The organism is Allobosea sp. WAO (assembly GCF_001509835.1).
Taxonomy (GTDB): Bacteria; Pseudomonadota; Alphaproteobacteria; order Rhizobiales; family Beijerinckiaceae; genus Allobosea.
In genome coordinates, this window is the sequence record NZ_JXTJ01000003.1 from 49,219 (window position 1) to 68,075 (window position 18,857).

Consider the following 18,857-nt stretch of genomic DNA (forward strand, 5'->3'; position numbering starts at 1 on the left):
GGGACGGCTGGTGCCGCCCTGGCGTCTCGGATGCTGTTCGCCTGCTCAGGGCTTGACGAAGGGAAGTGCCGGCGCCGCCATTCCCGGCTTGAGTTCGGCGCTGACGATGGTCTTGGCGTCGAGGTCGAAGCCCTTGAGGTCGATCGCCCGCAGCACCGGGTCGCTATAGGTCTTCACGTAGAAGACGCGGTTGGTCAGGTCCGCCACCGTCGACCACTGGGTGTACTCCAGGGGCTCCTCGCCCGCCCTGATCCAGCCTTTCGGGATGTCGAAATTGTTGACGATGTGCTCGGCCAGACGGACGCTTTCGATGCCGCTGGGCCTGGGCTGGACCGAGAGCGTATAGCCGAGCGCGCGCAGGAACCGGGATGGCGGGGTCGGGTCGCCGGGGATGCCGAGCAGGCCAGAACCTTCGCCGAGCGGCGCAAAGCTCTGCGAGCCGACCTTCAACGGCGGCGCATTGTGGGGCGAGATCTTCACATAGTTGCGCAGATTGGTCAGATGCCAGTCGAAGGGTGGCGAATTGGTCATTACCCCCAGCGGGTTGTCATAGACCTTGAGCTTCCCGTCGATAGGCTCGATCACCAGCGAGGCGCCCGAGGCATCGTGCAGGGTGTAGTGCACGGGCGGCACCATCTTCATCAGCGGCTGCTCGACGCTGATCACCGTCATGCCCTCGAGCGCGGCCTTGACCTCGGCCACCGTGGCAAAATTCGTCAGCGTCCAGGTCAGGACGTCCCAGGGCGCGAGCGATTTCGCCGGGTCGGACTTGGCTGCATCGGCATAGCCGGCATAGCCCGGGAAATAGAGGATGCCGCCGACGAGCCCCTTCTCGTTCATGCCGTCGACCAGAGCGGTCACGCCGAGCGCGTTCAGCCCGACCGCGGCGTACTTGCCGGTCCAATTGGCGGCCGGCTTGCCGCCCGCGCCCGTGCTGGCGAGCTTGTAATTGCGCGGGATCACCATCGCACGCGATTCGAGCTCGAAGCCGAACTCCATCGTCCGGCCGTAGACGGAGCCGTTGTCCGAGGTCCGGATCAGGAAGCTGGTGCAGGCCGAGGCGGTCTGGGAGGCAAACAGGCTGGCCGCGAGCACGATGGCGCCGAGCGAGCGAAGTCGCTTTGCTTGCGATCGTGCCAAGCTAACAGAATTTCCGATCATGGATTTGTTTCCCCCCGAATCGTAGGCCGGGCGGAAGGTGGCATGCCGCCAAGCCCCCCGGAAGCAACGGGCGGCGATGTCAGCATGCTGTCAGTGCAGGGCGGGCGCTCGGACCGTGCGTGGGAGGCGGCCGGCGCTCGCCGAACAGGGCGATGGGTTCGTGCGGGGACGGCGGGTGCCGAGGCGGCGCTACTTCAGGCCGCCTGAACGCAGACCCGGTTGCGGCCCTCGCGCTTGGCCGCATAGAGGGCACGATCGGCGGCGATCAGCGCCTGGTCGAAGCTGCCGTCCTCGTCGATCTCGGCGACGCCGATCGAGGCGGTGAGGGCGATCTGATGATCGCCGATCATCACGGTCTCATGGGAGACGTCGAGCCGCACATGGTCGCTGCGGCGCATTGCCGCCTTCGCGTCGAGGCCTGGAAACAGGATGGCGAACTCTTCGCCGCCGATGCGGGCGAGCAGGCTGCTGCTGTCGTCGACCGATTGGGCGATGCAGCGCGCCACCCCGGCCAGAACCCGGTCGCCGAGATCATGGCCATGGCGATCGTTCAGCTGCTTGAAATCGTCGATGTCGAGTATGGCGACCGCGCTCTTCTGCCGGCGCGCCCGCGCTTCCGCGATCAATCCCGGCGCCTGCTCGAAGAAATGACGGCGGTTGAACAGGCCGGTCAGGGCGTCGCGCGAGGCCAGATTGCGCAACTGAGCGATCTGCTCCTGCGTTTCGGCATTGCTCGCGATCCGGCACTGCAGCTCTTCGGGCACGAATGGCATCGAGATGAAGTCGTTGGCGCCGGCCTTGAGGAAGCCGACGGACACCATGCGGTCGCTCGACGACGAGACGCCGATCACGCGCAGGCCGCTGGCGGCGAAGCGGCGGCGGATATGACGGGTGAGCTCATAGCCGTCCATGTCCGGCATATTGTAGTCGCTGACGACCAGGCGGATATCGGGATTGGCTTCGAGGAACGACAGGGCCTCGGCGCCGGAGCCGACTTCGGCGACGTCGTATTGCTGCACGGTCAGCATATGGGCGAGCAATCTGCGGGTCGCCTTGACGTCGTCGACGACGAGGATTCGGGTCTGCCGGTTGGCCAGAGCGCGCTTGACGGCGCGGACCAGCGTATCGAGCGCAAACTCGCTGTCCTTCGGGACATAGTCGATGACGTCGCGCTCCATGATCCGGTTGCGCGTCTCGATATCGAAGCTGCCGGTATGGACGATGGTCGGGATGCCGCGCTGGACCGTGAAGTCGATCGCCTCGCCGCGCGGGGCGTCTGGCAGGTTCAGGTCGACCACAGCCAGGGTGTAGGCCGCAGCGTTTTCGGTGACGGCCTCGTGCAATTCGTTGAGCGAGCGGCAGGCGACGAGTTCGAGGCCGACCTCTTCGATGAGGCGGCGGCAGAGTGCCAGCGAGTAGGTCTTCGAATCCTCCACCACGAGGATCTTGCGGTCGTCGGCGTAGGGCCCTTGCGGGAGGCGGTCGGTGGCGCGGTAGGCCATTGGGCTCGAACGTCCTTGACCGAGGCCGCACGGGATGGCGGCTTCGACCCTCTAATCTTTGCAGCGGAAGGCGAATGCCATCAATGGCGAACATCCGGCGAGCGCGTTAATTTCCGCTTAAGTAACGCAGCCCGCTTGCGAATATCGCGATGGTCCCCTTCGCAGTCAGATTCGCCAGGGCAGGATCTGCGCCGGCAGGCGCCGTCCGGCGAGGTCGAGCCCGAGCATCGTCAGCAGGATCACGGCCGAGGCGCTGATCGCGACCGCCGCCGCCTCGCCGGCGAGCCCCGCCTCCTTCAGGCTGAACAGCACGACGCCGAGCGTCTCCGTTCCCGAAGACCAGAGCAGCGCCGAGACGGTCAACTCGTTGAACGCGACGAGGAAGACCATCAGCGCACTGACCGCCGCTGCCGGCGCGAGGATCGGGGCAACGATGAAGCGGAGCATCTGCCAGAGCGTGACGCCGTCGAGCTTGGCCGCCTCCTCGTGATGCGCCTCGATCTGCGCCATCGCCGCCACCGGGGCCTTCAAGGCCAGCGGCAGGAAGCGGGCGAGATAGGCGAACAGGATGATGAAGGGCGTGGCGTAGAGGCTGAACCCGAGCAGCGGCAGCGGCTTCAGGAAGAGCAGGATGTAGGCGATGGCGAGGACGACGCCCGGCAGCGCATAGGGCAGCTCGATGACGAGTTCGACGGCCCGCCTGAACCGTCCCATGCGCCGCTCCAGCGAATAGGCGAATGCGATCGAAAGCAGCGCGAGCAGCAGCGCCGCCGTCCCGGCGAAGAGGAGCGAGTTGCGGAAGGCCCGCACGGTCACGTCCTGCCGCAGCAGCACCTCGGCGAATTTGTCGAAGGTCAGGCTCTGCCAGGAGAGTGCGACGCCCAGCGCTGGCGTCAGCGCCTCGCCGAGCAGGGCGAGCAGCGGCAGTCCGAGCTTGAGCGCGAGCAGCAGCCAGAGGCCGCCGGCGACGAAGGGACGGGCGCGGCCGAGTTGCCAGAAGGGCTGCAGCGGGCGTTCTATCTCGACCTTGCCGCCGGCCTGTCGCATCGCCAGCATGCCGGCGAGGATGCCGAGCCCGGCGACGACGGCGACCAGGATCGAGAGGGCCGCCGCGTCCGGCAGGCCTTCCGGGCCGAAGCTCGAGAGCCGGCGATAGATCAGCGTCGGCAGGGTGAGATAGTTCACCGGCAGGCCGAGCAGCGCCGGGATCCCGAAATTGCCGATGCCGGCGACGAAGGCGAGCAGCGCGGCGGCGACGATATGCGGCCGCAGCACCGGCAGGAGGATTCGCGCCACGATGGTCTGCGGGGCGGCGCCTTCCATCTGCGCGGCCTCGACCAGCGAATGCGGCACGCTGCGCAGGCCGGTCCAGAGCGTGATCGCGACCAGCGGCGCATGATGCAGCGCCATCACGAGGATGATGCCGCCGCGGCCGAGCAGCGGATTGGGCGTGCCGGGCGCGGGCGAAAGCCCGACCAGCGCCAGCACCGGCGAGTTCGGCGCAAACAGGCTGAGGAAAGCGAGCGCCGCGACCTGCGGCGCGATCATCATCGAGAAGACCAGGCAAAAGGCGAGCGGGCGCTTGCCGCGCAGGTCCGTGACGGCGAGCAGCAGCGCAAAGCCGCCGCCGACCAGAAGGGCGCCAAGCGCCGAGAGGCCGGCTGTCTCGAGACTGTGCAGGGTCGCATTGACAGCCGAGCGGCTGCTCATCACGTCGAGCGCCGCGCCCGGCGCGAACGTCCCGCCCGGTGCGAAGGCGGCGACGGCGAGGCGCAGGAAGGGCAGGGCACCGAGCAGCATCGCGACGAGCGTGACCGCGGCCGGAAGGGCCAGTCCCTCGGGCAAGCCAAGGCGCGGCAGGGCCAACGGCAAGCGCGCCTGCCGCAGCCCGGGTTGCGGCAGGTCCGATGATGATGGGGCGGCGAGCGTCATCCGCGCTCGCCGGGTTCGCAAGGGTGGCTCACGCGAAGCAGCTCACTCGAAGATCGCGCTGAAGCGCTTGCGGGCGGCCGGCTCGTCGGCGAGCGCCTTAGCGGCGTCGAAGGCCATCAGCTTGATCTCGCCGCGAGCGGGATAACCGGCGGGCAGCGCCACCTCCGGATGAGCCGCGACATAGCCCTGCTTCAAGGCCAGCTCCTGGCCTTCCTTCGAGATCAGGAAGTCGACGAAGGCCTTCGCGGCTTCCGCGTTCTTCGTGGTCTTGAGGATCGCGACCGGCTCGCTGACCGCCGAGACGCCCTCCTTCGGGAAGACGAACTCGACCGGTGCGCCCTTGGCCTTCTCGCGGATCGGCATGAAGTCGACGATCATGCCGTAGAGCTTCTCGCCCGTGGCGACCTGGCGCAGGATGTCGCCATTGGCGCCGGCGGCGAGCGCGCCGTTCTTCTGCAGCTCCTCGTAGAAGCTCCAACCGCCGGGCAGGCTGCCGGTCAGGGTGATGGTGTGGATCATCGCCGCGCCCGAGTTCAGCGGGCTCGGCATCGCCAGCAGATTCTTCGCTTCGGGCTTGGTCAGGTCGAGCCAGCTCGTCGGCTTCAGCGTCGCTTTGGTGTTGTAGACGATGCCGGTGGTGATCAGCTTGGTGGCGAACCAGAACTTGGCGGGATCGTGGATGCCAGCCGGATAGGCCGCGGTCTGCGCCTTGTCATGGGCGAGTAGGCGGTCTTCCTTCTTCAGGCCTTCCATCGTGACCGCATCGGCGATCAAGAGCACGTCGGCCTGCGGCGCGCCGGCCTCGAATTCGGCCCGCAGCTTGGCCATCACCCGCGGCGTTCCGTCGCGCACGAAGCTGATCTCGATCTTGGGATGCTTGGCCTTGAAGGCGTCGATCGTCTGCTGCGCATCGGTGTTCGGCTGGCTGGTATAGAGCACGAGCTTGCCCTCGACTGCGACGGCCGAGTCGATGGCGGGGAAGGCGAGGCCGAGCGCGAGCGCGGCGGCGATTGCGTGGGAACGCATGGCAGTCTCCATGGACCTTATGGGTGGAAGGCCTGCCTCCGCGCTCTTGCAGGACGGTGTCGCGGCCTCCTCTGCGAGGCCGTTAGGCCGCGTAGACGACACATTCGTGACAATCGTGGAGGTGCGGGACAGGATTGAGGTCACATGGTCCGAACCGACCATCGACGCGGAGTGCCATCGCTGCCCGCCTGCTGTCTGAAACGTGCGAATTTCGGTCGTTTGGACGGCTTGTTTATCAGGGGGGTTTTCGACTAGCTTCGCGCTCAGGCGGCGAGAAACGCTAAATCTAAACGTTTTAAATGGGAGGTTTTCGATGAAATCAATGCGCAATCTGGTGAGCGGTGCTGCCCTGGCCGCGCTGGCGGTCGGCTGGTCCGGAGCTGCCCTTTCGCAGGAAACGGTGACCGTCTGGTTCACCAAGGGCTTCTATAAGGGCGAGGACGACGCGCTGCTCTCCGTCGTCGACAAATTCCAGAAGGCGACCGGCGTCAAGGTCGACCTCTCCCTCTATGCGACGGAAGACTGCGTCACCAAGTCGGTCGGCGCGGTCCAGGCCGGCACACCGCCGGATGTCGGCTTCTGCACCACCTATGACTTCCGCACCACCGGGCAGTGGGCCTTCGAAGGCAAGCTCGAGGACGTCACCGACGTGATCGAGCCGATGAAGGGGGAGTTTCAGCCGCAGGCGCTCGCCACCACCTTCCTGATGAACGGCAAGACCAACAAGAAGGCCTATTACGCCTTCCCGGTCGAGCAGCAGATGATGCACATCACCTACTGGAAGGACATGCTGGAGGAGTTCGGGTTCAAGGAAAGCGACATTCCGAAGACTTGGAACGGCTACTGGGACTTCTGGTGCGACAAGGTCCAGGGCGCGGCGCGCGCCAAGGGCAAGCGCATCTACGCCGTCGGCCATCCGCTCGGCGTCGCGGCGTCCGACACCTTCTACAGCTTCCTGACCTTCGCCAACGCCTATGACGCGAAGATCGTCGACGAGAACGGCAAGATCGTGCTCGACGAGCCGAAGAACCGCGCCGCGATGATCGAGGCGGTGAAGTCCTACGCCAACATCATGCAGCGCGGCTGCACGCCGCCCTCCTCGGTGAACTGGCTCGATCCGGACAACAACGTCGCCTTCCATAACCGCACGACGATCGCGACCCATAACGCGACCATCTCGATCGCCGGCAAGCATATGGACGACATGAACAACCCGGCCCTGACGCAGGAACAGCGCGACGCGGCCAAGAAGAACTATTACGACAACATCCGCACCGCCGAGTTCCCGAAGAAGCCCGACGGCAGCAACATGACCAACCTCGCGGCGGTCAAGACCGCGGTGGTCTTCGCCGACGGCAAGAACAAGAAGCGCGGCAAGGAATTCATGGCCTTCCTGATGAAGGACGAGAACCTGCGTCCGTTCGTCGAGGGCTCGGCCGGCCGCTGGGTCTCAACCACGCTCGCCGGCATCGAGGCGCCGTTCTGGTCGGATGGCAAGGATCCGCACCGTGCCGTCGTCTACAAGCAGTACAAGGATGGCACCGTGCCGTTCCAGTTCGTCTACAACTACAAGTTCACGGCGGTGAACGCCGAGAACGTCTGGGCCAAGGCCGTCAACCGCGTTCTGGTCGACAAGGTCTCGCCCGAGCAGGCGACCGACGAGATGATCGCCCGCATCAAGCAGATCGCCGGCTGACATCCAGCCTGCGCGCTGATCACGACGGCTTTGGGCCATCGGCCCAAAGCCACAGAAACGTGATCGATTCTAAGCGTTTAGAGCGAGTTCAATGCGAAGAATCGGTTCCCAGTTTTTCGCGCCCCGCTCTATCTGACCAGACAGGCATCCCGCAGCGGATCGCGCTGTGGGATGCCGACGCGTCTCGAAATGGCCTGAGCGCAGAGGAGACAAGAAGATGACCGCCACAACGATGGCAACCTCCAGCCCGGCTCCGAGCGACGCGACCTCGGGGCAGGCACGCGACCGCGCCTTCTGGGGCGTGCTCATGCTCGCGCCCTATATCCTCGTCTTCGCCGTGATGGTGGTCTATCCGGTCGTCTACGGCCTGTGGATCGGCCTGAATTTCCAGTCCTACAAGGCGCTGTTCGCCGATCCGATCTTCTTCCGCACGGTGATCAACACGATCATCTTCCTGTTCGTTGCGGTGAACCTGAAGTTCCTGATCGCGCTGTTCCTGTCGGGCTTTTTCGTCGCCCAGCGCGCCTGGGTCCGCATCGTCCTCGTGCTCTTCATCCTGCCCTGGGCTGTGCCCTCTATCCCGACGATCCTGTCCTTCCGGGTGATGCTGAATCCCGAGAACGGCATGATCAACCAGCAGCTCTTTCAACTGTTCGGCATCATGGAAGGGCCGGGCTGGCTGACAGATCCGACGCTCGCCTTTGCATCCTCGATCGTCGTCCACATCTGGAAGTCGCTGCCGTTTTGGACGCTGATCCTGGTCACTGGCCGGCTCGCCATCGCGCAGGACCTCTATGAGGCCGCCAGCGTCGACGGCGCCAATAAATGGCAGCAGTTCCGCTTCATCACCTGGCCGTCGCTGGCGACGCTCTACGTCACCTCGACCCTGCTCTCGATGATCTGGACGCTCGGCGACTTCAACAGCGTCTACCTGCTCACCGGCGGCGGTCCCGGCGACCTCAATCACGTGCTGGCGACGCTCGGCATCCGCTACATGCGCAACAACAATCTCGACCTTGGCGTCGCATCGATCATCGTGGCCATGCCGCTGATCCTGCCCATGGTCTGGTTCATGGTGAAGCGTCTCTCGAAGGGAGCCGAATGATGAAAAGGCTCCTCGACGAGGGCAAGCTGATCCTGATCGCCATTCCGGTGCTGATCTGGACGATGCTGCCGATCTATCACCTCTTCGTGCTGTCGATCTCCAACCAGGAATCGATGCTGGCCGGCAAGCTCTGGCCCGACCAGCCGACGCTGCAGAACTTCCAGATCGTCTTCAAGCAGCAGCACTACTACCTGACCAATTTCTGGCTGCAGCTCTTCAACAGCTTCCTGATCGCGATCACGACCGGGCTGCTCACCCTGTTCATCGCGACCTGCGCGGCCTTCGCCATCTCTCGGCTGAAGGCGCCGGGCGGCCGTTCGATCATGAACTTCGCGCTCGCGACCTATCTGATCCCGGCCGCCTTCCTCGCCATACCCATGTACAAGGCGATGGGCACCTTCGGGCTGCTAAATACGCGCACGGCGCTGATCCTCGCCATGGTGGCGTTGGCTTCGCCCTATGCGATCTGGGTGCTGAAGCAGGCGTCGGACAAATTGCCGAAGGAGCTCGACGAAGCCGCGATCATGGACGGCGCGACCTCGCTGCAGCTTTTCCGCATGGTCTATCTGCCGCTGATGAAGCCGTCCATGGTGGTGATCGGCATCTATGCGCTGCTGCTCGCCTGGAACGAGTATCTCTACGCCTTCCTGCTGCTCTCCAGCGAGAAGGAGTTGCCGCTCGCCGTCGGCCTCGGCCTGTTCCTGTCGGCCGACGACGCGCCCTGGAACCTCTTGATGACGGCCGGCCTGATCTACGCCATCCCGCCGGCGGTGATCTATTACGGCTTCCGCAACAACATGGTCTCGGGGCTCACCTCGGGTGCCGTGAAGAGCTGACGAAAGCATCGATGGAGCGGTCCGGCCCGGGCGTAAGCAGGGCCGGGTTGCGTCGCTTTCGCTCGCAATGACGGTCGTCAGGCCTCATACTGAAGGCACGACCGATAGCAACGCTTACGGATGACATGATGACCGCTTCCAAGCTTGAACAGCTCCGCGCCATGACCACCGTCGTCGCCGACACCGGCGACATCGAGGCGGTGCGGCGGCTGAAGCCGGTGGATTGCACCACCAATCCGACGCTGATCCTGAAGGCGGTCGAGACCCCTGCCTATGCCGCCCTCGTCGACGAGGCGATCGCCTGGGGCAAGCGGCAGGGCGGGGCCGGCGCGGTCGAGGCAGTTTGCGACCGGCTCGCTGTCACCTTCGGCGTCGAGCTCACCAAGATCGTTCCCGGCCGCGTCTCGACCGAGGTTGATGCCGACCTCTCGTTCGACACCAAGGCGACGATCGAGAAGGCGCGCGCCATTATCGCGGCCTACCAGGAGCGCGGCGTCGGTCGCGAGCGCATCCTGATCAAGATCGCCTCGACCTGGGAAGGCATCCAGGCCGCCCGCGTGCTGCAGGCCGAGGGCGTCGACTGCAACCTGACCCTACTGTTCGCGCTGCCGCAGGCGGTCGCTTGTGCCGATGCCAAGGCCTTCCTGATCTCGCCCTTCGTCGGCCGCATCCTCGACTGGCACGTCAAGGCCGGCGGCGGCCCCTACACGGCCGAGACCGACCCTGGCGTCGTCTCCGTCCGGAGCATCTACAGCTATTACAAGGCCCATGGCATCGACACGGTGGTAATGGGCGCCTCTTTCCGCAACACCGGAGAGATCGAGGCGCTGGCCGGCTGCGACCGGCTGACCATCGGCCCCGGCCTGCTCGACGAACTCCAGGCCGCGACCGGCGAACTGCCGCGCAAGCTCTCCCCGGACAGCATCGGCAAGGCGCCCGAGCGCCTCGTGCTCGACGAGAAGGCCTTCCGCTTCGCGATGAACGAGGACGCGATGGCGACCGAGAAGCTCGCCGAGGGCATTCGCGGCTTCGTCAAGGACCTGCGCGGCCTGCGCAAGCTCGTCGCGGCCAAGCTCGAAGAGGCCAAGGCGGCGTGAGCGCAGCGACTGTCGCGAAGGTCGCCGTCGTTACCGGCGGCGCCAAGGGTATTGGCCGCGCCGTCTGCGAGCGCCTCGCCGCGGACGGTTTCGTTCCGGTGGTCTGGGATCTCGCGCAGGGCGAGGGCGGTCAAGCCTTCGTCGCCTGCGACGTTGCCGATGAGGCGCAGGTCGCTGCTGCTCTCGCCCGGACGGAAAGCGAGCACGGCGCCATTGCCGTGCTCGTCAACAATGCCGGGTTGACCGGCCCGTCGACCACAGTTGCGCAGACGCCGCTGGCGCAATGGCAGAAGGTCCAGGCGGTCAACCTGACCGGCACCTTCCTGTGCTCGCGGGCGGTCGCGGCTGCGATGGCGCCGCGCGGCTATGGCCGCATCGTCAACATCGCGTCGCTCGCCGGCAAGGAGGGCACTCCGACGCTCGCCGCCTACAGCGCCGCCAAGGCCGGCGTGATCGCGCTCACCAAGGCGCAGGGCAAGGAACTCGCTGGCAGCGGCGTGCTGGTCAATGCCGTGGCTCCGGCAGCGATCGAGACCGAGCTGCTCCAGCAGATGAGCGAGGAGACGGTCGCGACCATGATCGGCAAGAGCCCGCTCAAGCGGCTCGGCAAGGTCGAGGAACTGGCCGAGCTTGTCGCCTGGCTCGCCAGCGAGAAATGCAGTTTCTCGACCGGAGCCGTCTTCGATCTGTCCGGCGGTCGCGCGACCTACTGAGCCAGCGAGATCGCGTTCTCGGCGTTGACCTTCTGAATGAGCGCAGCGGGGCTGACCGAGCCATCATTGCGGAAATAGGCCCGCCCGCCGGCAGCCGCGGCCTGCAGCGTCTGCTGCTGCGCCTTCGGCAGTCGCTTCGTGTCGCCGAGCGCCGTGAAGGCTGCCGGCGAGTGCTCCGAAGCGCTGCGGCCGTCGAAGACGACGACGCCCCCGCGCGTCACGAGGATATCGCCTTTGCGTAGCGTCGGGTCGTGCAGATACCAGTGAGGATCGGTCGCCGGATCGAGCTTGACCGCAGGTTCCGCCGGCTTGGTCGACGCCGCCGCTGCGCGCGGCTTCTGCCGTTTCGGCTTTACCGTCATCTCGAAGGGATCGCTGCCGATGAATGGATCGCGGCCGATCATCGCCGGCGGCGTCGGGCGCGCCCCGAAGATGCGCGCCAGATCGTCGAGGAAGCCGGCCGCCTGCGCCTGGGGAGCCATGGCGAGGCCGAGCGCTCCCGCCAGTCCCATTGCCAGTACCATGCGCCGTGACATTGTCGTTACTCCCTGCCTGCTCTTCCAAACGAAGCGCGAGCCAGAAAGTTCAATGGCACTGGCAGTCGGGTTTTCGCGGGAGCGATCGCTTCCGGGATCATCAGCTTGGTGTTCGGTGGATCAAGCCAGGTGAGGATGGCCTTTGAAGCGGTCTCGGCACTGAGTCCCGAGACGATCACGCTCGATTTGCCAGGGCGCTCGATCGGCACGATCAGCGCATGAGGTCGCCGAAGCGCGGCTATGGGGGCTGGTCGTCAGGTACTTCTGCGCGACGTCGCCCGCGGTCTGCCGGATGGGGGTGGGATAGTCGCGAACTGGCGCCGGGCGCTTTGAAGACGCTGACGGTCACAGCAATAGTCGCCAATGCGAAGAAGCCCGGCCTTGCGGCCGGGCTTCTCGTTCGTTTCCGAAACTCGCTTCGGGATCAGAAGCGATAGTTCACGCCGGCGCGCACGATGCTGAACTTCGTGTCGTGGTCGACGCGCGCTCCCACGGTGCCGGCCAGAGCCGGGATCGAGCCGGTGTAGATCGAGCTGTAACGCTGCTTGCCGAGGTCGACGTAAAGATACTCGGCCTTCAGCGACAGGTTGTTGGTCAGCGCGTACTCGGCGCCGGCGCCGAGGGTCCAGCCGATACGCGTGTCGTTCTTCGAGCCATGCCAGCTGTCGGTCGCGACGGCCACGCCGTTGAACAGGAAGCGGTCGGTCTCCGCCGCCGAGGCCTTGACGTTGCCGTAGGCGAGACCACCGGTACCGAAGATCATCAGGCGTTCCATCGGCGTGACGCCGACGCGGGCACGCAGGGTGCCGAACCACTCGACCTTCGTCTTGGTCGAGAAGGTCTGCTCGTTCGCGAACGCGCCGAAGGCGACACGGCCGAAGCCGTCGCGCTTGCTTTCGATGCTGCCGTAGTTGAAGTCCGTCTCGACGCCGAGAACGAAGCTGCCGGTCTGGTAGTTATAGCCAGCCTGGGCGCCGCCGGTGAAGTTGACGTTGTCTTCCGACTTCCGCCACGCGCCGTTGACGTTGATCGTGTTGAACCAGCCCGCAGCGGGAGCCGCGATGCCGGTCGAGCCGTGCGACCAGGAAGCGCCGGCATTCAGGCCGACGTAGAAGCCCGTCCAGGTGAAGACCGGAACAACCGGCGCGACCGGCGCAAACTTGCGCGAGGGAAGGTCGGCCGCGAACGCGGACGATCCGATGAGGGATGCGAGGGCGATGCCGCCGGTAAGGAGATGCTTGATCGACATCATGTGCCTTTGTCGAAGTTTCAGGGCGCTTCCTTCGAAGCGGCGAGATCTACAAAAATCTGCTCTTCTATTGCTTATTAGCCCGCAGGGAAGTCAATGAACGGATGGCGGGGCGGTGTTCTAAAATTCGAAGTGATGCTGTTTTGCAACAAGTATACTGAATAGTAAAAAAATCCTCTACGGCAAGCGAGGTGATTGCGCCGATCAATATTGATGAAGGTGCATTTGATTCGCCGATTCTAGCGACCTGAATTCGAAAGGCATCCCCCATTTGGGGTATGAAAAGTCAGGACGAGCTTGGCTACGAGAGTATGGCTTGGTTGCAGCCGAGCGGTGGGGAGCCTGGCCGCTCGGGTCGTTGTAAGGCCGTCGGCAGAGTATTCCTCCGCTTCTACGAAATGCACGAGCGCTCGAGACCTTTGTTGTTTCGCGCTTTCTCTAGCCGTTCGGCATCAGCTTTATTGACGTCATGGTCTAGGATGCGCGGTGGTCCGGTGGGGCAGGGTGGCGAGATCGCAGCTGCGGCCGTTTCGCGGCGCTTCTGATGTCAACTCTTCGTGTGAGGCTGCGTCTGCCACCGCCACGCCATCTTTCGGGCCGTCCGTCGCGCCATGAACCGACTTGCTGTGTCCATGCTCGCGCTTTTGGCGGCCGGTGCGGCGGTCGCCCAGACCTCCCTGTCGCTGCGGCCGGGAGCCAGCGAGGTCGGCTTTGTGGCGCGCCGTTTCGGCGTGCCGACCGCCTCGGGCCAATTCCAGCATTATGACGGTGTCGTGGCCCTCGACTTCGCACGGCCGGAGCGCAGCCGGATCCGCATCACCATAGAGACCGCATCGCTGCACACCGGCGCGTCGCTGGTCGACGACTTCATCAAGGGCGAGAGCATGCTCGACACCGCCCATCACCCGGTCGCGAGCTTCACCTCGGACAGCGTGACCCGGACGGGCGATCGCAGCCTGACGATTCAGGGGCGGCTGACCATCCGCTCGGTCACCCATCCGGTGGCGGCGACCGCCGTCGCCGAGGACGATGTCGGGGCCGCCGAGCGCGGTGGTCGCCTGCAGTTTCGTGCCAGCGCTGCCTTCTCGCGCTCGGCATTCGGCATCGGCCGCGAGGTCAATGTCGTCGACGATCAGGTCGAGATCGCGATCAAGGGGCGGCTCGGGCAATGACCGCGGCGGTCGCGAGGCCGCCTCGCTGGCATCCGGCCCTCGTCGCCCTGCACTGGCTGACGGTTGCGCTCATCGCAGTCCAGTACGGCTTGTCGCGTTTGATGGGCGACGAGAGCCGCGATCTTCTCGGCCGGTTCGTCCTTTATCAGTGGCATAAATCGATCGGGCTGACCGTCGCCCTGTTCGTCGTGATGCGGCTCGGCCTGCGGCTGGTCGTCCCGGATCCGGAGCCGTTGCCCGCCAGCGCCTGGCTGCGCCGGGCGGCGCTGGCCGTGCATGCCGGACTCTATCTGTGCCTGCTGGCGCTACCGGTCACGGGTCTGCTGATGGTCTCGGCTGCGCCGATCCAGATCCCGACCCTGTACTTCGGCTGGTTCGCGATCCCTCATCCCATCGGCCCGGACAAGGCGACCTATGAGCTGATGCGCAGCCTGCACGGGCTGGCTTTTGACAGCCTCATGGTGCTGGGACTGTTCCATCTCGGCGCGGCGCTGGTTCACCAGTTCGTCTGGCGGGACCGGCTGCTGCGCCGGATATGGTTTTGGCGCGCGGGCTCAGGCGCCCTGTGACGCCTGGGCCGCGATCGCCTCGGCCCGGATCGTCGAGAGCGTTTTGGCCGGCGTGATCGCCTCGGGATCGAGCAGGCAATGGATGATCGCCGGCTTGCCCGAGGTCACCGCCCGCTCGAAGGCCGGCGCGAACTGCTCGGTCGTCTCGACCCGCTCGCCATGGCCGCCGAAGGCCTTGGCATAGGCGGCAAAGTCCGGGTTCTTCAGCGTCGTCGCCGAGACACGGCCGGGATAGTGCTTCTCTTGGTGCATGCGGATCGTGCCGTACATGCCGTTGTCGACGACGATGACGATCACCGGCAATTCGTACTGCACCGCGGTCGCGAAATCCTGACCGTTCATCAGGAAACAGCCATCGCCGGCGAAGGCAACCACCGTTCTTTCAGGGAATAACCGCTTGGCGCCGATCGCCGCCGGCACGCCATAGCCCATCGAGCCTGAGGTCGGGGCGAGCTGCGTCGCGAACTTGGTGAAGCGGTGGAAGCGGTGCACCCAGGTCGCGTAATTGCCGGCGCCATTGCACATGATCGCGTCGGCGGGAAGGTTGCGGCGCAGCCAGGTCACCATCTCACCGGGATGGAACTTGCCCGGCACCGGCGCCGGCTGCTCGCTCCAGGCGAGATAGGCCTCATGCGCTTCGGCGGCGGCACCGGCCCACGGGATTTCCTGCGGCGGATGTACGGTCTCGAGCGCGGCGCAGAAGGCGGTTGGCGTCGCATTGATCGCGAGCGACGGGCGGTAGACCCGGCCGAGTTCCTCCGGATCGGGATGGACATGCACCAGCGGCCGGCCCGGATTGGGAATGCCGAACAGCGTGTAGGACTGGCTCGGCATCTCCGACAGCCGCCCGCCGACCAGGATGACGAGATCGCTCTCCTGGATGCGCTTCAACAGCTTCGGATTGGGACCGATGCCGAGATCGCCGCCGAAGTTCGGATGATCGGCAGGGAACAGCATCTGCCGGCGGAACGAGACGACGACCGGCAGGTCGAAGCGCTCGGCGAAGCGCTGGAAGCGCTCGATCGCCTGCGGATTCCAGCGCGAGCCGCCGAGGATCGCGACCGGCTTCTTCGCCGCCCAGAGCCGCTTCTGCAGGTCGATGGTCTGCAACAGGGAGGGATGCGTCTCGGTGACCTGATAGGGCTCGGCATCGGCGACGTCGGCGAGGTCGGTCAGCACGTCCTCGGGCAGTGCGATCACCACCGGGCCGGGCCGTCCGGAGGTCGCGACATGGAAGGCGCGGCTGATGATCTCGGGGATGCGCGCGGCATCGTCGATCTCGGTTGCCCATTTCGTCATCGTGCCGAAGACGGCGCGATAATCGAGTTCCTGGAAGGCTTCGCGCTCGCGCATGCCACGCTCGATCTGGCCGACGAACAGGATCATCGGTGTCGAATCCTGGTCGGCGATATGAATGCCGGGCGAGGCGTTGGTCGCGCCGGGGCCGCGCGTCACGAAGCAGATGCCGGGCTTGCCGGTAAGCTTACCCGCCGCTTCCGCCATCATCGCCGCGCCGCCTTCGGCGCGGCAGATCGTGACCTTGAGATTGGCATCGTGCAGCGCGTCGAGCACGGCAAGATAGCTCTCGCCCGGCACGCAGAACGCATCGGTCGCGCCGTGGATCAGGAGTTGGTCGACGAGGATTTGCCCGCCGGTCCGTTCAGCCATGTCGTCCACTCCAGGTGGGGTCGTTGAGGATTTCGTCTTGGTGCTCGCCGAGCCTCGGGCTCGGCCGGCCGGCGACCTGACGCACCCCGTCGATCACGATCGGCGAGGCGACGGTCGGGATCGCGCCGGCCCTGGCGGCGGCGCTCTGCAGCTCGGTCTTGATGCCGCGGGCGATCACCTGCGGGTCGGCGAAGACCTCGCCGACATCGTTGATCGGCCCGGCCGGGACGCCGGCGACTTCCAGCGCCGTCAGCAGTTCGGCCTTGTGGCGGCGCGCGGTCAGCGAGGCCAGCATCGGGATCAGCACGGCACGGCCGGCGACGCGGCCCTTATTGTCGGCATAATCGGGATTGCTGCCGAGATCGGCACGGCCCAATACCTCGCAGAGCCGGCGATACTGCCCATCATTGCCGGTGGCGATGATGATGTGGCCGTCCGCCACGGGGAAGACCTCGTAGGGAACGATGTTGGGGTGGGCGTTGCCGAGCCGGGCCGGCGGCTTGCCGGAGACCAGATAGTTCAGCGCCTGGTTGCCGAGCACGGCGACCTGCGTGTCCATCAGGGCGAGGTCGATCGTCGCGCCTTCGCCCGTCTGGTCGCGCCGGCGCAGCGCGGCGAGGATGCCGACGGTGGAATAGAGCCCGGTGAAGATGTCGGTCTTGGCATAGCCCGCCTTGGTCGGCTGGCCGTCGGGCTGGCCGGTGATCGACATCGAGCCGGCCATGCCCTGGATCAGGAAGTCGTAGCCGGCGCGCTCGGCATAGGGACCGTCCTGGCCGAAGCCGGTGATCGAGCAGTAGATCAGGCTGGGGTGGAGCTTGCGCAGGCTCGCGGCATCGAGCCCGTATTTGGCGAGCCCGCCGACCTTGAAGTTCTCGATTACGATATCGGCGTGGCCGGCGAGCTGGCGCACCAGGGCCCGGCCTTCCTCGCTGCGGAAATCGGCGGTGATCGAACGCTTGCCGCGATTGCAGGAATGGAAATAGGCGGCCGAAAGGTGCTCGCCATCGAGTCCCTCGACGAAGGGCGGCCCCCAGCTGCGGGTGTCGTCGCCTTCCGGGCTCTCGACCTTGACGACGTCGGCGCCGAGATCGGCGAGAAGCTGGCCGATCCAGGGACCGGCGAGGATGCGCGCCAGCTCGAGGACGCGCAGGCCGGCGAGGGGAGGGGTCGAAGTCATCGCGGGAATCCACGTCGTCGTCCCGGCCGCAGCGCAGCGGAGAGCCGGGACCCATGCCGGAACAGTTCAGGCATGGGTCCCGGGTCGAGCTGTGCTCGCCCGGAACGACCCGAGAGGGAGGACTAGAAGAACGCCTGCAGACCCGTGACGGCCCGGCCGAGGATCAGCGCATGAACGTCGTGCGTGCCCTCATAGGTGTTGACCGTCTCGAGGTTCGCCGCATGGCGCATGACATGGTACTCGATCGAGATGCCGTTGCCGCCGTGCATGTCGCGGGCCTGGCGGGCGATGTCGAGCGCCTTGCCGCAATTGTTGCGCTTCACCAGGGAGATCATCTCCGGCGCCATCTTGCCCTCGTCGAGCAGGCGGCCGACGCGCAGCGAGCCCTGCAGACCGAGCGTGATCTCGGTGACCATGTCGGCGAGCTTCTTCTGGTAGAGCTGCGTCTGGGCCAGCGGCTTGTTGAACTGCTTGCGGTCGAGCCCATACTGGCGCGCGCGGTGGAAGCAGTCCTCGGCGGCGCCCATCGCGCCCCAGGAGATGCCGTAGCGGGCGCGGTTGAGGCAGCCGAAGGGACCCTTGAGGCCCGAGACGTTCGGCAGCAGGTTCTCTTCCGGCACGATCACGCCGTCCATGACCACTTCACCGGTGATCGAGGCGCGCAAGGAAAGCTTGCCGCCGACCTTCGGCGCGGAGAGGCCCTTCATGCCCTTTTCGAGGATGAAGCCGCGGATCTCGTTGTCATGCGCGACCGATTTCGCCCAGATGACGAAGACATCGGCGATCGGCGAGTTCGAGATCCACATCTTCGAGCCGGTCAGCTTGTAGCCGTCGGCAACCTTCTCGGCGCGGGTCTTCATGCCCGCCGGGTCCGAGCCGGCGTCGGGCTCGGTCAGGCCGAAGCAGCCGACCCATTCGCCGGAGCCGAGCTTCGGGAGGTACTTCTTGCGCTGGTTCTCGTCGCCATAGGCATAGATCGGGTACATCACCAGCGAAGACTGCACGCTCATCATCGAGCGATAGCCGGAGTCGACCCGCTCGACCTCGCGGGCGACCAGTCCATAGGAGACGTAGTTGGCGCCGGCGCAGCCATAGTCCTCGGGAACCGTGACGCCGAGCAGGCCGAGCTCGCCCATCTCGTTGAAGATGCCGCGCTCGGTCTTCTCCTCGAGATAGGCCTCCGCGACGCGCGGCTGCAGCTTCTCCTGCGCGTACTGGCGGGCCGTGTCGCGGATCAGCCGCTCATCCTCGGTGAGCTGCTCGTCGAGCAGGAAGGGATCTTCCCAGCTGAACTGCGCGAGCTTGTGGCTATGGGCGGTCTTGCGGGCGGCCTCGGCCATTGGTCGTCTCCCTGCTTTTTTGGATCGTCATGGTCGGGCTTGGCCCGACCATCTCGGAAACCGGCTAGCTGGTCC

General features: G+C 65.7%; 16 protein-coding genes. 7 read left to right on the plus strand and 9 right to left on the minus strand.

Going from position 1 to position 18,857, the window contains the following annotated elements; translation table 11 throughout:
- Nucleotides 1–45: 45 nt before the first annotated feature.
- The 4 genes from DK26_RS01865 to DK26_RS01880 all read right to left on the minus strand — a co-directional run bounded on the left by DK26_RS01865 (nt 46) and on the right by DK26_RS01880 (nt 5,633).
- The gene (locus tag DK26_RS01865) at nt 46–1,161 is read right to left on the minus strand and encodes a choloylglycine hydrolase family protein (protein ID WP_066467763.1); all 1,116 of its coding nucleotides are present in this window, start codon (nt 1,159–1,161) and stop codon (nt 46–48) included.
- A 194-nt stretch (nt 1,162–1,355) separates the two neighbouring features.
- Nucleotides 1,356–2,663, minus strand: a complete 1,308-nt coding sequence (locus tag DK26_RS01870) for a diguanylate cyclase (RefSeq protein WP_066467764.1) — start codon at nt 2,661–2,663, stop codon at nt 1,356–1,358.
- 165 nt (nt 2,664–2,828) lie between these two features.
- Complete coding sequence (locus tag DK26_RS01875) at nt 2,829–4,595, minus strand: iron ABC transporter permease (protein WP_083532910.1); 1,767 nt, start codon at nt 4,593–4,595, stop codon at nt 2,829–2,831.
- Nucleotides 4,596–4,637: 42 nt separating this feature from the next.
- Nucleotides 4,638–5,633: an ABC transporter substrate-binding protein gene (locus DK26_RS01880; RefSeq protein WP_198162261.1), complete on the minus strand. Its 996-nt coding sequence runs from the start codon at nt 5,631–5,633 to the stop codon at nt 4,638–4,640.
- A 310-nt stretch (nt 5,634–5,943) separates the two neighbouring features.
- Here DK26_RS01880 and DK26_RS01890 point away from each other — a divergent pair, with 310 nt between their 5' ends.
- From DK26_RS01890 to DK26_RS01910, 5 genes are all read left to right on the plus strand, one after another.
- Nucleotides 5,944–7,317, plus strand: a complete 1,374-nt coding sequence (locus DK26_RS01890) for an extracellular solute-binding protein (protein ID WP_198162269.1) — start codon at nt 5,944–5,946, stop codon at nt 7,315–7,317.
- Between the two features lie 307 nt (nt 7,318–7,624).
- Nucleotides 7,625–8,422, plus strand: a complete 798-nt coding sequence (locus DK26_RS01895) for a sugar ABC transporter permease (RefSeq protein WP_349236320.1) — start codon at nt 7,625–7,627, stop codon at nt 8,420–8,422.
- Nucleotides 8,419–9,258, plus strand: coding sequence for a carbohydrate ABC transporter permease (locus tag DK26_RS01900; protein WP_157089467.1), 840 nt, complete (start codon nt 8,419–8,421; stop codon nt 9,256–9,258). The genes DK26_RS01895 and DK26_RS01900 overlap by 4 nt, the downstream gene beginning before the upstream one ends.
- 125 nt (nt 9,259–9,383) lie before the next feature.
- Complete coding sequence (gene tal / locus DK26_RS01905; protein ID WP_066467771.1) at nt 9,384–10,355, plus strand: transaldolase; 972 nt, start codon at nt 9,384–9,386, stop codon at nt 10,353–10,355.
- On the plus strand, nt 10,352–11,068 hold the full coding sequence (locus DK26_RS01910) for an SDR family NAD(P)-dependent oxidoreductase (RefSeq protein WP_066467774.1): 717 nt from the start codon (nt 10,352–10,354) through the stop codon (nt 11,066–11,068). Before tal ends, DK26_RS01910 begins: the two co-directional genes overlap by 4 nt.
- On the opposite strand, the gene DK26_RS01915 is transcribed toward DK26_RS01910, so the two are convergent.
- Nucleotides 11,062–11,604 (minus strand): hypothetical protein, encoded by a 543-nt coding sequence (locus tag DK26_RS01915; RefSeq protein WP_157089469.1) that lies wholly within the window; start codon nt 11,602–11,604, stop codon nt 11,062–11,064. The genes DK26_RS01910 and DK26_RS01915 overlap by 7 nt on opposite strands.
- A gap of 424 nt (nt 11,605–12,028) precedes the next feature.
- Nucleotides 12,029–12,856 (minus strand): outer membrane protein, encoded by an 828-nt coding sequence (locus DK26_RS01920; RefSeq protein ID WP_066467776.1) that lies wholly within the window; start codon nt 12,854–12,856, stop codon nt 12,029–12,031.
- 629 nt (nt 12,857–13,485) lie between these two features.
- Between DK26_RS01920 and DK26_RS01925 the strand changes: the two genes are divergently transcribed.
- Both DK26_RS01925 and DK26_RS01930 read left to right on the plus strand, forming a co-directional pair.
- Nucleotides 13,486–14,025, plus strand: a complete 540-nt coding sequence (locus DK26_RS01925; protein ID WP_066467778.1) for a YceI family protein — start codon at nt 13,486–13,488, stop codon at nt 14,023–14,025.
- Complete coding sequence (locus DK26_RS01930; RefSeq protein WP_066467780.1) at nt 14,022–14,594, plus strand: cytochrome b; 573 nt, start codon at nt 14,022–14,024, stop codon at nt 14,592–14,594. The genes DK26_RS01925 and DK26_RS01930 overlap by 4 nt, the downstream gene beginning before the upstream one ends.
- Here the strand turns inward: DK26_RS01930 and DK26_RS01935 are convergent.
- The 3 genes from DK26_RS01935 to DK26_RS01945 all read right to left on the minus strand — a co-directional run bounded on the left by DK26_RS01935 (nt 14,580) and on the right by DK26_RS01945 (nt 18,782).
- On the minus strand, nt 14,580–16,262 hold the full coding sequence (locus DK26_RS01935) for a thiamine pyrophosphate-binding protein (RefSeq protein ID WP_066467782.1): 1,683 nt from the start codon (nt 16,260–16,262) through the stop codon (nt 14,580–14,582). The two genes, DK26_RS01930 and DK26_RS01935, sit on opposite strands and share 15 nt — an antisense overlap.
- Nucleotides 16,255–17,442, minus strand: coding sequence for a CaiB/BaiF CoA-transferase family protein (locus tag DK26_RS01940; RefSeq protein ID WP_066467784.1), 1,188 nt, complete (start codon nt 17,440–17,442; stop codon nt 16,255–16,257). The genes DK26_RS01935 and DK26_RS01940 overlap by 8 nt, the downstream gene beginning before the upstream one ends.
- Before the next feature lie 122 nt (nt 17,443–17,564).
- Nucleotides 17,565–18,782 (minus strand): acyl-CoA dehydrogenase, encoded by a 1,218-nt coding sequence (locus tag DK26_RS01945; RefSeq protein ID WP_066467785.1) that lies wholly within the window; start codon nt 18,780–18,782, stop codon nt 17,565–17,567.
- Nucleotides 18,783–18,857: the final 75 nt, after the last annotated feature.

What these genes read in the sequence shown, in the direction of transcription:
- DK26_RS01865 (WP_066467763.1), bottom strand. Translation starts at nt 1,161, where the DNA reads ATGATCGGAAATTCTGTTAGCTTGGCACGATCGCAAGCAAAGCGACTT.
- DK26_RS01870 (WP_066467764.1), bottom strand. Translation starts at nt 2,663, where the DNA reads ATGGCCTACCGCGCCACCGACCGCCTCCCGCAAGGGCCCTACGCCGAC.
- DK26_RS01875 (WP_083532910.1), bottom strand. Translation starts at nt 4,595, where the DNA reads ATGACGCTCGCCGCCCCATCATCATCGGACCTGCCGCAACCCGGGCTG.
- DK26_RS01880 (WP_198162261.1), bottom strand. Translation starts at nt 5,633, where the DNA reads ATGGAGACTGCCATGCGTTCCCACGCAATCGCCGCCGCGCTCGCGCTC.
- DK26_RS01890 (WP_198162269.1), top strand. Translation starts at nt 5,944, where the DNA reads ATGCGCAATCTGGTGAGCGGTGCTGCCCTGGCCGCGCTGGCGGTCGGC.
- DK26_RS01895 (WP_349236320.1), top strand. Translation starts at nt 7,625, where the DNA reads ATGCTCGCGCCCTATATCCTCGTCTTCGCCGTGATGGTGGTCTATCCG.
- DK26_RS01900 (WP_157089467.1), top strand. Translation starts at nt 8,419, where the DNA reads ATGATGAAAAGGCTCCTCGACGAGGGCAAGCTGATCCTGATCGCCATT.
- tal (WP_066467771.1), top strand. Translation starts at nt 9,384, where the DNA reads ATGATGACCGCTTCCAAGCTTGAACAGCTCCGCGCCATGACCACCGTC.
- DK26_RS01915 (WP_157089469.1), bottom strand. Translation starts at nt 11,604, where the DNA reads ATGTCACGGCGCATGGTACTGGCAATGGGACTGGCGGGAGCGCTCGGC.
- DK26_RS01920 (WP_066467776.1), bottom strand. Translation starts at nt 12,856, where the DNA reads ATGATGTCGATCAAGCATCTCCTTACCGGCGGCATCGCCCTCGCATCC.
- DK26_RS01925 (WP_066467778.1), top strand. Translation starts at nt 13,486, where the DNA reads ATGCTCGCGCTTTTGGCGGCCGGTGCGGCGGTCGCCCAGACCTCCCTG.
- DK26_RS01930 (WP_066467780.1), top strand. Translation starts at nt 14,022, where the DNA reads ATGACCGCGGCGGTCGCGAGGCCGCCTCGCTGGCATCCGGCCCTCGTC.
- DK26_RS01935 (WP_066467782.1), bottom strand. Translation starts at nt 16,262, where the DNA reads ATGGCTGAACGGACCGGCGGGCAAATCCTCGTCGACCAACTCCTGATC.
- DK26_RS01940 (WP_066467784.1), bottom strand. Translation starts at nt 17,442, where the DNA reads ATGACTTCGACCCCTCCCCTCGCCGGCCTGCGCGTCCTCGAGCTGGCG.
- DK26_RS01945 (WP_066467785.1), bottom strand. Translation starts at nt 18,782, where the DNA reads ATGGCCGAGGCCGCCCGCAAGACCGCCCATAGCCACAAGCTCGCGCAG.